This is a genomic window from Maribacter spongiae, assembly GCF_047345125.1.
Taxonomy (GTDB): domain Bacteria; phylum Bacteroidota; class Bacteroidia; order Flavobacteriales; family Flavobacteriaceae; genus Maribacter.
This window is the reverse complement of record NZ_JBLFEQ010000001.1, coordinates 433,382-445,822: the sequence shown is the minus strand read 5'-3', so window position 1 is coordinate 445,822 and position 12,441 is coordinate 433,382. Positions and strand designations below refer to the sequence as shown.

General features: G+C 40.7%; 13 protein-coding genes. 9 read left to right on the top strand and 4 right to left on the bottom strand.

Annotated elements, in window-relative coordinates; all coding sequences use genetic code 11:
• The first annotated feature begins 2 nt into the window (after positions 1 to 2).
• The 9 genes from ACKWB9_RS02120 (at position 3) to ACKWB9_RS02080 (ending at position 7,578) form a co-directional block, all read left to right on the top strand.
• Positions 3 to 2,297, top strand: coding sequence for a GH92 family glycosyl hydrolase (locus ACKWB9_RS02120; RefSeq protein WP_414001327.1), 2,295 nt, complete (start codon positions 3 to 5; stop codon positions 2,295 to 2,297).
• A 127-nt stretch (positions 2,298 to 2,424) separates the two neighbouring features.
• Positions 2,425 to 3,777, top strand: a complete 1,353-nt coding sequence (mgtE, locus tag ACKWB9_RS02115; RefSeq protein ID WP_414001326.1) for a magnesium transporter — start codon at positions 2,425 to 2,427, stop codon at positions 3,775 to 3,777.
• Between the two features lie 64 nt (positions 3,778 to 3,841).
• Positions 3,842 to 4,207, top strand: a complete 366-nt coding sequence (locus ACKWB9_RS02110; protein WP_414001325.1) for a cupin domain-containing protein — start codon at positions 3,842 to 3,844, stop codon at positions 4,205 to 4,207.
• Positions 4,208 to 5,149, top strand: coding sequence for a 2-hydroxyacid dehydrogenase (locus tag ACKWB9_RS02105; RefSeq protein ID WP_414001324.1), 942 nt, complete (start codon positions 4,208 to 4,210; stop codon positions 5,147 to 5,149).
• Between the two features lie 9 nt (positions 5,150 to 5,158).
• On the top strand, positions 5,159 to 5,569 hold the full coding sequence (locus ACKWB9_RS02100; protein WP_414001323.1) for a response regulator transcription factor: 411 nt from the start codon (positions 5,159 to 5,161) through the stop codon (positions 5,567 to 5,569).
• Positions 5,570 to 5,675: 106 nt separating this feature from the next.
• Complete coding sequence (locus ACKWB9_RS02095; RefSeq protein ID WP_414001322.1) at positions 5,676 to 6,137, top strand: DUF4199 domain-containing protein; 462 nt, start codon at positions 5,676 to 5,678, stop codon at positions 6,135 to 6,137.
• A gap of 3 nt (positions 6,138 to 6,140) precedes the next feature.
• Positions 6,141 to 6,512 carry a VOC family protein gene (locus tag ACKWB9_RS02090; protein ID WP_414001321.1) on the top strand — a complete coding sequence of 124 codons (372 nt, stop codon included), beginning with the start codon at positions 6,141 to 6,143 and terminating at the stop codon, positions 6,510 to 6,512.
• Positions 6,513 to 6,592: 80 nt separating this feature from the next.
• Positions 6,593 to 7,045 carry a DUF1801 domain-containing protein gene (locus ACKWB9_RS02085; RefSeq protein WP_414001320.1) on the top strand — a complete coding sequence of 151 codons (453 nt, stop codon included), beginning with the start codon at positions 6,593 to 6,595 and terminating at the stop codon, positions 7,043 to 7,045.
• 146 nt (positions 7,046 to 7,191) lie between these two features.
• Positions 7,192 to 7,578, top strand: a complete 387-nt coding sequence (locus tag ACKWB9_RS02080; protein ID WP_414001319.1) for a YtxH domain-containing protein — start codon at positions 7,192 to 7,194, stop codon at positions 7,576 to 7,578.
• Positions 7,579 to 7,719: 141 nt separating this feature from the next.
• Here the strand turns inward: ACKWB9_RS02080 and ACKWB9_RS02075 are convergent, their stop codons facing one another.
• The 4 genes from ACKWB9_RS02075 to ACKWB9_RS02060 all read right to left on the bottom strand — a co-directional run bounded on the left by ACKWB9_RS02075 (position 7,720) and on the right by ACKWB9_RS02060 (position 12,407).
• Positions 7,720 to 8,751: a carboxypeptidase-like regulatory domain-containing protein gene (locus ACKWB9_RS02075; RefSeq protein WP_414001318.1), complete on the bottom strand. Its 1,032-nt coding sequence runs from the start codon at positions 8,749 to 8,751 to the stop codon at positions 7,720 to 7,722.
• Positions 8,741 to 10,546, bottom strand: coding sequence for a GNAT family N-acyltransferase (locus ACKWB9_RS02070; protein ID WP_414001317.1), 1,806 nt, complete (start codon positions 10,544 to 10,546; stop codon positions 8,741 to 8,743). The genes ACKWB9_RS02075 and ACKWB9_RS02070 overlap by 11 nt, the downstream gene beginning before the upstream one ends.
• 82 nt (positions 10,547 to 10,628) lie before the next feature.
• Positions 10,629 to 11,876 carry an aspartate kinase gene (locus tag ACKWB9_RS02065; RefSeq protein ID WP_414001316.1) on the bottom strand — a complete coding sequence of 416 codons (1,248 nt, stop codon included), beginning with the start codon at positions 11,874 to 11,876 and terminating at the stop codon, positions 10,629 to 10,631.
• A gap of 39 nt (positions 11,877 to 11,915) precedes the next feature.
• Complete coding sequence (locus ACKWB9_RS02060; protein WP_414001315.1) at positions 11,916 to 12,407, bottom strand: GNAT family N-acetyltransferase; 492 nt, start codon at positions 12,405 to 12,407, stop codon at positions 11,916 to 11,918.
• Positions 12,408 to 12,441: the final 34 nt, after the last annotated feature.

Sequence of the window (12,441 nt, the reverse complement as noted above, 5' to 3'; positions counted from 1 at the left end):
CAATGCGGAACAGGACAGCTATTTTAAAGAAAAACATCGTTATTGGTTATGTAGTGTTCTGTGCGCTTGGCTGCAACAACGGAAATCTTGAAAAAGCATTGCCAAAAGAGAACATTGCCATTCTGGACCATGTAGATCCGTTTATAGGAACGGGGTTCCACGGTCATACCTTTCCGGGTCCCGTAATGCCCCATGGCATGGTACAATTAAGTCCGGACACCAAACTTAACGGTTGGGATGCCTCCAGCGGATATCACTTTAACGATTCTACCATTTACGGATTTTCGCATACCCATTTAAGCGGCACGGGAATTGGTGATATGGGCGATATTCTTATACTTCCCTTTACCGGGAATCATCCCCGGGAAAAACCCATCGCCCTTTTTAACAAGGTAAATGAACAGGCCCAAGTGGGGAGTTATTCCGTAAAATTCAACAATTATGATGTACGGACCGAACTAGCGGTTACCCAAAGGGTCGGTGTACACAAATATACCTATGGCAGTAATTCAAAAAAACGCCTATTGTTGGATATAGGTCATATTTTACAGCGATCATGGGGGCACGACAATGTGGTCAACGAGTTGAAAATTATTGATAATCACACTTTAAAAGGATTAAAGCATTCCAAAGGTTGGGCAAATGACCATAAGGTCTATTTCTATATCGAATTTTCCAGTCCCTTTAATTTGGATGAGATACAGGTAGATAACGCGAAGTCCGATCCCGATTCCAAAAACCATACCGGCAAGAATATTTTTGCATACCTGAGCTTTGATGCCCTTAAAGATGATCAATCGCTATTGATAAAAGTGGGTATTTCTCCCGTGGATCGCCAGGGAGCAAAAAAGAATATGGAAGAGGAACTACCCCATTGGGATTTTGAAACCGTAAAAGAAAATGCAAAAAAAGCATGGGGAAAAGAATTGCAGCGCATAAAAGTAACTACCGAGGATAAAACGGTATTGACCAATTTTTATACGGCCATGTACCATAGTATGATCGCCCCTATGATCTATCAGGATGTGGACGGGCGTTATAGGGGAATGGACAAACAAATCCACCGGGCGGAAACGGGACAAACCAATTATACGGTCTATTCCTTATGGGATACCTTTAGGGCGCTACATCCACTTATGACCATTATAGATGAACCAAAATCAATAGCATGGGCAAACAATCTATTGCTCAAATATGAACAGGGGGGCATGCTTCCCAAATGGCCCCTATCCGCAAATTATACGGGTACGATGATCGGTTACCCTGCCGTGGCCAATCTGGCGGACATACTCTCCAAAAACATTATGGGCGTCGATAAGGAAAAAGCCTTACGGGCATCTTTAGTAAGCGCATCCTATAGTCCGGAGCTATTAAATGCCATGGACGAGCCTAGAAAAGATAGGCTAATGCCTCTTTACAATAAATATATTAACGAAAACAGGCATATCCCGTCCGATAAAATACGTAATTCCGTTTCCTATGGGCTTGAAAATTCCTATTACGATTGGTGTATCGGCCAAATAGCGGAATTTAATAACAACGATTCCATCACTTCCATTTTCAAAAGAAGAAGTAAGGATTATACCCGTTATTTTGATACCGAAACTGGTTTTATGCGTGGCAAAAATGAGGATGGGTCATGGAAATCACCCTTTAACCCACGACTTTCCGACCATGAAAACTCGGATTACATAGAGGGCAATGCATGGCAATGGACCTGGTTTGTTCCCCATGACATTGAAGGTTTTATAAAATTATCGGGTGGCAAAAGGGCGTTCGGGTCAAAACTGGACAGTCTTTTTACTACCTCTTCCATAATCGAAGGGGAAAATGCCAGTGGCGATATTACTGGCCTAATAGGTCAATATGCCCATGGAAATGAACCCAGTCATCACATCACCTATTTTTATACATATGTAGACGAGCCATGGAAAACCCAGGAATTGATAGATCAGATCCAAAAGGAATTTTATACCCCCACACCCGATGGTATCATTGGTAATGAGGATTGCGGGCAAATGTCCGCTTGGTATATCCTCAATGCCATAGGCTTTTATCAGGTAACACCGGGAAAACCTATTTATACCATAGGCAGGCCCCTGTTCAAAAAAGTAGAAATACCCATTTCTGAAAACAACGTATTTACGGTCATTACCAAAAACAATGGCCCGGAAAATAAATATGTGCAAGCCGTGTCTTTAAACGGAAAAGCACATCCCAATCTATTTTTCACCCACGATGATATTAAAAAAGGAAGTACTTTGACCATTACCATGGGAAATACCCCAAAAAAATAAGGATTGTTCACAATAAATCGTTTATTGGAAAATTCGCGGTATACGGAAAATCCCAATAAAATGTTCGGTTTATAAATCTTTAATTTAGATTTGCCATAGTTACAGCAGAATGCATATCTATTGAATAATGACACCGTTTAAACTCACCGAGGAATTTATAGGAGAAATAGAACAGCTCATTGAAAACCAAAAGGGTACGGAATTGGATTCCCTTTTGAAAGAGGTGCATTACGCCGATGTTGCGGAAATCATCAATGAACTCGATGAAGATGAGGCTACCTATCTTATAAAGTTGTTAGATAGTGACAAAACCTCGGATGTCCTTACAGAACTGGACGATGATGTACGGGAATCCATTTTAGGCAACCTATCCTCTAAAGAGATTGCAGAGGAATTGGAAGAATTGGACACCGATGACGCTGCGGATATTGTTGCGGAGCTTCCCCAGGAAATCGTTCAGGAGGTCATTTCGGAAATAGAGGATAAGGAACACGCCAAGGATATTGTTGACCTTCTCCGCTATGATGAGGATTCCGCTGGTGGATTAATGGCCAAAGAATTGGTAAAGGTCAGTGAGAACTGGACGGTTACCAAATGCGTAAAGGAAATGCGTGCTCAGGCTGAAAACGTGACCCGGGTCCATTCCATTTATGTGGTGGACAAAGATGAAATACTAAAAGGAAGGTTGTCCTTAAAAGATTTGTTGACCGTTTCTACGGCAACACATATTCGCGAAATATATATTCCAAAGGTAGACTATGTAAACGTCAACGAAAAACCGGAGGAAGTGGCAAAAATAATGAGCAAGTACGATCTGGAAGCCATTCCCGTAGTGGATGAGATCGGAAGGTTGGTAGGCCGTATAACCATTGATGATATTGTAGATGTAATTCGGGAAGAAGCGGAAAAAGATTATCAATTGGCGGCCGGTATATCCCAGGATGTAGAAGCGGACGATAGCATTTGGGAACTTACACGTGCACGTTTGCCCTGGCTTATCCTCGGCCTTTTTGGAGGAGCCGGGGCCGCCGTAATCATGGGAGGTTTTGAGGAGATGTTCAGCAAATACACTACCCTATTTCTTTTTACGCCTTTGATTGCCGCTATGGCCGGTAATGTAGGGGTACAGTCCAGTGCTATTATTGTTCAAGGACTGGCCAATGATTATCTTAAGGGAAGTATGGGGAACCGGTTGATCAAAGAAATACTTTTGGCCCTTTTAAATGGTCTGATCCTTGCGGCCATTCTATTGCTCTTTACCTGGATCTGGAAAGGAGATTTTATGACCGCCGTGGCCATATCCGTTTCATTGATCGCGGTAATTGTAGTAGCGGGTTTTGTGGGAACGTTTACCCCATTGTTCCTACACAAACGTGGTATTGACCCTGCGATCGCCACAGGACCCTTTATTACGACCAGTAATGATATTTTCGGGATTTTAATCTACTTTGTAATCGCAAAACTTATTTTGGGAATTTAACAACATATAGGTTTTCTGCCTTATATATGGTCTATTTAAATCCCTAATTTAAACTTGACACCAAATGAAACCCATTAATCTAAAAGAAAAACACGGTCTATTTTCCAAACAATGGCATCCACATCAAATAGCCACAGTGGACAATATGCAAGTTATTTTGGCAAAGGTCCAAGGAGAATTTGTTTGGCATGCCCATGAAAATGAGGATGAACTTTTTCAGGTACTCAAAGGCACATTGTATATGAAGTTCAGGGATAGAACGGAAGTGGTAAAAGAAGGGGAGATCATTGTAGTGCCCAAAGGAACAGAACATTGTCCATCTACCCAAGATGGAGAAGAAGTACATCTGCTGTTATTTGAAAAACAAGATACCGCACATACGGGAGATGTGGAACACAAAATGACGCAAACCCATTATCCAAAAATTTAGATGCAAGTCCTACACGTAGATATCAACCATCCGCTGCTCCTGGAACAATTTGCCGCGCTCGGTTTCCAAAATGACGAAGACTATACCACTTCCAAAGCAGCGATCGAAACAAAGATCCACAACTATGATGGACTCATCATTCGGAGCAGATTTACCATAGATAGGGCTTTTTTGGACAAGGCCACAAACCTAAAGTTCATTGGAAGGCTAGGGGCGGGTTTGGAAAATATCGATATTAAATATGCCCGATCCAAAGGTATTTATTTAGCTGCGGCCCCAGAGGGAAACCGAAATGCCGTGGGAGAACATGCACTGGGCATGCTACTTTCATTGTTTAATAACCTAAATAAAGCGGACGCAGAAGTACGACGTGGCAAATGGGACCGGGAAGGCAATCGGGGATTGGAACTCGAAGGTAAGGTAGTGGGCATCGTAGGTTATGGCAATATGGGAAAAGCCTTTGCCAAAAAACTAAAGGGCTTTGATGTGGGGGAGGTTATTTGTTATGATATCAAAGGCGGTGTGGAGGACGAAAACGCCAGACAGGTAGGCATTATGGAATTGCAGCAAAGAACAGAGGTCTTGAGCCTTCATGTTCCCCAGACCGAACTTACCGTGGGTATGGTAGATTCGGAATTCATAACAAAGTTCCATAACCCCTTTTGGATCATTAATACGGCTCGGGGCAAGTGTATTAAAACAGAAGATTTGGTGGAGGCATTAAAATCGGGTAAAATCCTTGGGGCGGGCCTGGACGTTCTGGAATACGAAAAATCATCGTTCGAAAACATGTTCACGGACAACGAACTGCCGGAAGCTTTTCAATATTTAATAAAAGCGGACAATGTTATCCTTTCTCCCCATGTTGCCGGTTGGACGGTAGAAAGCAAAGAGAAGTTGGCCCAAACCGTTGTAGATAAGATCCGGGCAAAGTTTTGCTAAATTTAAGCCATGAAGAAGACGATCGTCATCTTTGGCCTGCTGATTTTAGCATTGCTCCTGTTACTTCAAATTAGCACCTATTCCCTGATCAACGGCAACATTACCATAGAGTTGACGATAGCCATGGTCGCCATTGTTTTCTTCTTTGCAGGCATTTATCTCCATAAAAAAAGCCTGTATAACAAAGAGCTTCCCACGGAAGCTATCGATTTAAAAAAAGTTAAGGAACTGGAGCTGAGCAAACGGGAATATGAAGTCCTTAAGGAAATTGCTTTAGGATTGTCCAATAAAGAAATTGCCCAAAAGCTCTTCCTTACCGAAAGTACCATTAAGACCCATGTTTCCAACCTACTGGTAAAACTGAATGCCAAAAGGAGAACCCAGGCCGTTCAAATTGCCAAAGAACTCCATATCATCTAAAAAAGTTATTTTCAAGCAAAGTACCGTGAATTTGGTACTTTAGTATGAATGTTTTTGGCCAACTCGGAATTAGCTTGACCGTTATAATCCAAACACTTATCATACAATGCAAAATACGGTATTAAAATTTGGGGGCTACGGGTTCCTTTTAGGTTCTGGACTCTTCATGCTAGGTCTTTTGCTCATGAAGGATATAGATGTGTCCGTTGGAGAAGTCATCGGTTATGCAACAATGATCGTTTCCCTATCCCTTATTTTCTTTGGTATAAAGCATTTTAGGGATAAGGTAAATAGCGGTACTGTTTCATTGGGAAAAGCTATAACCATTGGCGTATTGATTTCTTGTTTTCCGGCGATTGGCATTGGTATTGCGGATTTCATATACACCTCTTTTATCAATCCCGATTTTTTTAAGGAATATGTGGAAATGATGGAAGCACGGGGCCATACGGAACCCATTCCCAGATGGAGCAACGGCATGATGGCATTGGTCATGTTTTTGACCGTAATGATCCTTGGCTTTATCATTTCCTTAATTTCGGCATTATTATTACAACGTAAAAACTAAATCATGGACCTAGGCAACTTTTCAATTAGCTTAAATGTCAAGGACATCAAAGCATCAAAATTATTTTATGAAAGTCTCGGGTATACCGTTTTTCACGGTAATCTAGAGCAACATTGGCTTATCATGAAAAACAAAACGTCCACCGTTGGATTGTTCCAGGGGATGTTCGAAAAAAACATTTTGACCTTTAATCCCGGATGGGACGGGAATGCAAAAGCATTGGAATCTTACACGGATATCCGTGAATTACAGCAGCAGCTTAAAGACAAGGGTATCAAAATAGAAACTGAAGTGGACGAAAATACCACCGGGCCGGCAAGTTTTGTGGTAATGGACCCTGATGGAAACCCTATTCTCATTGATCAACACGTTTGATTAAGAAAGACAATTTTTAAGATAGGGATAATACCTTTTTTTGTTAATTTAATACTGAACAGACCATAAAAACCGGCCCTATGAAATACGAAGCAAATTCTCCGGACGAATACATCGCCCAACTGCCCAGGGAAAGGCAAGAGGTCATCTCCAAGATAAGAGGGGTCATCCTCAAAAATATTCCTAAGGGTTTTGAGGAACAAATGAGCTATCATATGTTGGGTTACGTAGTCCCCCACTCTATTTATCCCAAAGGGTATCATTGTAATACCAAACTCCCATTGCCTTTTATCAATCTGGCTTCCCAAAAAAACTTTGTAGCGTTATACCATTCCGGAATCTATGCGGATAAAAAATTGTTGGATTGGTTTGTTGGGGAATATCCAAAACACTGCAAACGCAAATTGGATATGGGCAAAAGTTGTGTCCGTTTTAAATATATGGATGATATTCCCTATAAATTAATTGAGGAACTGTGTACAAAAATGTCCGTGGATGAATGGATAGCCCTCTATGAAAAAAGTACAAAATGAATTTGTTTAAACTTCAGTATTCCCATAAGTTGGAAGTAACGGGCATGAATCCAATTGGTTGACCGTAAAAGTACTTTTGGCCCATTTCTAAACCTATTGATTTATTTGTTACATTTAGACTGATATAACCACCAAAAACGATTAACATGTCAGAAGAAAATAAAGATTTGGGAGACAAGGCCAAAGAAGCGGCCAATGATTTTGTTGAAGACGTTAAAGAGACTTTTGACCCTAATAACTCAAATAGTGGAAAAACCGTTGCTATTCTGGCACATATCACTCTCATTGGATGGATAATTGCTATTATAATGAACAGTCAAAACAAGAGCGAATTCGGGAGTTATTATATTAGACAGACTTTAGGGATTTGGATATTTGTAATCGTACTTAGTTTTATTCCTATAGTAGGTTGCTTCGCTTCTTTATTGGGTCTTGTACTGGTCATTATAAGTTTAGTGAACGCCGCTAATGGAAAAATGGTCCCAACTGTTGGTGTGGGTCATTTATTCCAAGATTGGTTTAAAAGTCTATAAGGGACAAAGTCGGGACAAATTTTGTTTCGACTTTTTAATTCAAGTCGTTATTGTAATATCTAATTTTAGATAGGGGCAATTATCATATTACCAAAGTTAAGAACATTACTATTGGCGGTGTGTGGTGTCGATCAATATCGCTCAATTTGATTCCATCCCCTCAAGAACGGTAGTGCCATAATCTAGAGGGAGTAAATCCCCTACTCTTGATTTCCCCATTTCCCCACCAAAGAGTATACGGTCCGGTGGTGAGTGGTTTCCGTATTCATCAATATAAAAGGTTGTTCCCTCAATCTCTATAGATGATTGTTCAATATTTTTATATAGAATACTAAGTTTTTCCGTATTCTGGGAAATTTCAGTCAATGGGTTTGCTTTTTTAATATAAAATTCCGAGTAAGGTTCAACTTGAAATTTGTCCTTAAAAATTTTGAATCCCTCTTCAACCAGATGTTTTTTTGAAAGTGCCCGCATAAAATGAAGGATTGATCCGGAATATAATTCCTCTCGTCTTTTAGCATGTTTTTTCTTCAGTTTTTTAGCGTTCAATTCCGAAAAGAAAACTATACCGGCCATATAAGTAGAATAAGGTAATCTAAGTCCGGACAATGTATTTTGAAAAAGCACCTCGAAATCATGTAAACCATAGGTTAATCTATAACCTAAAAAGTCATTCTTTACACGAATTGGTTTAACTGCATAGGCATATAATTTATTCTCATCCTTATTGTAATATAATCGTATATCATCTTCATTCAAAATTTTACACTTTAAACTTGCCGATGTTTTACCAAGGAACTCCCTTCTAAAAATGGCAAGTTTCTTTTCTCGGCTCCACGTATCAGGTCTCAAGACCACTTCGTCCAAACGGAAAACCTCTTCCTTTAAAAGGATGTTCTCCAAAAAGCCGGTCTTGCTTCCTTCTAAAACCCGGGTTTCATAACCAATATAACTAATGACCAAGTTAGTGGTCATCAATTTTGGGGTCTCCATTTTAAAAAAACCGTTTTCATCCGTAATCGTTCCAATAGTAGTTCCATCATAAAATATTGATACACCTTGCAACGGTTCATTAGAAATAGCGTCCAATATATAACCAGTAACCGAAAATTGGGAAAAACTTATATTGGGGAGGGCAAGCAACAAAAAACCTAAAAAAAACCTAACTCTCATTTTGCTGAAGTTTACGTTCCAACTCGGCCTGAAACTCTTCCATAACGGGTTTTACGGTACTTTCGGGTAAATCTGCAATTTTAATGTACATAAGACCGTCTACCGAGTTATTAAATAGCGGATCCACATTAAAAGCGACTACCTTCGCATTTTGTTTAATATATTTTTTAATCAGTACGGGCAGCCGTAAACTTCCCGGTTCCACCTCATCTATCAAACGGTCGAACTTGTTCAGATCGGACTGTGTCTCATCAAACACAAACTCCTTGTCCGCATCCTTGAGTTTTACCTTAAACTCTTTTTTCGGCCTGATATATTGCGCAACATAGGGATCCCAATAATGGGATTTCATAAACTCGATCATCAGGGATTTGGAGAAATTGGAAAATTGATTGCTGATACTTACGCCTCCGATCAAATATTTGTGTTCCGGGTGTCTTAATGTGGTATGTACAATACCTTTCCAAAGCAAAAATAGCGGCATGGGCCTTTGCTGATATTCCTTTACAATATAGGCTCTTCCCATTTCTATGGAATTCTTCATCATCCCGTACAGTTCCGGTTCTACCCGGAACAAATCCTGCAAGTAAAAACCATTGATCCCGTATTCCGGGAAAATTTCCGAGCCCATACCCATACGGTACGCCCCGACAATACACTGTTCTTCATCGTCCCATAGAAAAAGATGATAGTAATAAGAATCAAAAATATCCAGATCAATGGCATTATTGGTTCCTTCACCAATGGCCCTGAAGGTTACTTCCCTTTGCCTGCCAATTTCTTTGAGTATAAAGGGCATATCCTTCTCCTGGGCCAGGAAAACCTCATAATTCTTACTTTGGAGCAAACGACGGTCCTTTTCCCGCAGCTTTTCTATTTCCCCACATATTACCTCCTTACTTATGGCAGTTGCGATTTTCTTAGGAGGTTTTGGAATTTTCAGGGAAGTGGGTAATTGATCGATCAGGCGTTCTTTCTCATAGGCATTGGAAAGAATATAAGTTTTCTTCCTGAGCAGATCCGTATACTCTTCAAGGCTCTCCTGATCCAGTTGTGCCTGAACGGATATAGGTTGCCCGATCCTAATTTTAATAGGCCTGTTTCTTTGAGAAAATACCTGCGAAGGTATCATAGCGGTCCTAAGGACATCGTTTATTTTGGATAGCCTGTAGAACAGCTTACTATTTTTGGCGTGGAAATAAATGGGGACTACGGGAACCTCTGCCTTACGGATCAGTTTTAGGGCCGCCACCTCCCATGGCTTGTCCACAATTAGTTTATCATCTTTATAAGTAGAAACCTCCCCGGCAGGAAATATTCCCAAAGGGTGGTCGTTTTTTAGATGCCGCAAGGCATTCTTAAAACCTGTTATGCTATTTTTTGCGTCTTTGTGTTCCTCAAACGGGTTAACAGGCAAAATATAGGGCTTTAAAGGAGCCATCCTTTGCAGTAAAAAGTTCGCCATGATCTTAAAGTCCGCTCTTTGTGAGAACATGAGCTTCATCAATAACAGCCCGTCAATGGCACCGAGTGGATGGTTACTAATGGTTATATAGGCTCCGTCCTTGGGCAGTCTTTTAAAATCTTCCTCCGGAATTTCAAAATCCACCTCAAAGTGATCCAGGATGGCATCTACAAAATCAACTCCGTTTAAATGGGCATTTTTATCGTAAACGGAATTTACGCCGGAAATTCGGGTAACTTTCATCAATACCCAGCCTACAAAAGTCCCCAGAAAGCCGTATGTGGATAAATTAATGGCTTTTGCCACCTCTTTTGCGGTTACTAAACCCATAGAAACAATTGCTTAAAGAGCGGTAAATATAGGAAAATGCCCGTGGAGCTTTGGATTTTAACCTTATAAAAACAAAGTGATTTTATTTTACCACCAACTGTACCGTTTCTTTCCCGCGTTGCTCCAACAATACCTCATGACCGTTTTGCATGGATTCCAAGGCCTTAGCATCAAAATGTCTAATGGTATACAATGAAACATCGGTATGGTAGACCACTTTGAACTTACTTTTCAATTGATCTAATAAAGCTTCCAATCCGTTAAATTTATTATCCAAACAGACCGAAAAACTAATGGCGGAATTCTGTATAAGGTCTACTTTCATCTTGTGATCGTGAAACAATTTGAAAATCTCACTAATATTATTCTCTACGATAAAAGAAAAGTCCAATGATGATAATTTTATCAATACCTGGTTCTTTTTGACGATAAAACAAGGTACCTCGGGTTCGATCCCCATTCCTTTCCCTACCGTAGTCCCCGCTTTTTTGGGATTGATAAAAGATTTTACATGCAACGGTATCTCCTTGCGTTGCAAGGGCTGTAATGTCTTTGGGTGAATTACGGATGCTCCGTAAAACGCCAGTTCTATGGCCTCTCTGTAGGAAATATTGTTCAATAACCGCGTTTCCTTAAAATGACGTGGATCTGCATTCAACACCCCGGGAACATCCTTCCAGATGGTAACACAGGTCGCATTAAGGCAATAGGCCAAGATAGCGGCCGTATAATCCGAACCCTCCCGGCCCAGGGTAACCGTAAAATTATTGTCGTCACTCCCCAAAAAGCCCTGGGTAATGTTCAAAATATTTTTATCGATCCCGGAAATACGTTCCTGCGTTTTTTCCCAATTGACCATGGCATCCCTATAGCTGTCGTCCGTTTTAATATATTCCCGTACATCCAACCAATTATTCTCGATCCCTATTTCATGCAAGTAAGCACTGATTATGGTGGTCGATATCAATTCTCCATAACCCACTACTTGATCATAGACAAAATTATAATTGGGTGATTTGTTCCAGGCCAGAAAACCGTTCACCTCATCTACAAGGAGCTTTACCCTATCATACACCACATGCCGGGGGTCAGGAAACAGATCCCTGAGTATGGCCTCATGATACGTAACCATTTCATTAACGTTTCCGGCCAAACCGGACTTATCCCGAAAGTAGGAATCCACAATAGCCTCCATGGCATTGGTGGTCTTGCCCATGGCCGACACCACTACGATGGTATTTTCATGGCCGACCTCATTTAAAACCTTGACCACGTTCTTAACACCTGCCGCATCTTTGACGGATGCCCCTCCAAATTTAAAAACTCTCATAAATCCGAAACAAAATTTATATACTCGCCCTATCTATAATTAAATAGGTTGGTTTATATTCTTAATATAATTAGCTATTCCTTTTTCATCTAAATGCACCACATCCCAATCGCGCATAACATTGGCACCTTTGCTTTCATAAAACGATATGGCGGGATCGTTCCAATCCAGCACTTCCCAACATATCCTTTTCACGCCCAAGGTATTTGCATAGGTCACAACACGGTCCAAAAGTGCGGTCCCCAGACCACTACCTCTCATTTTTTGGGTAACGATCAAATCCTCTAGGTGGATTACAGGCCCCTTCCATGTAGAATAGCGCGGATAGACCAACGCCATGCCCACAATTTCATCCTTATATTCCCCCACAAAACACTGAAACAGGGAATCGGCACCAAAACCGTCCCTTACTAGATCTTCCACGGTTACCTCAACGGCATCCGGTTCCTTCTCAAAAGAAGCCAGCTCCTGAACAAGTTGCAAGACCCTGGGCATATCTTTAGGAAGAGCCTTTCTTATGACAAAATCCATGTTGTTACAAATAAAACACAAAGTTATAAATTTA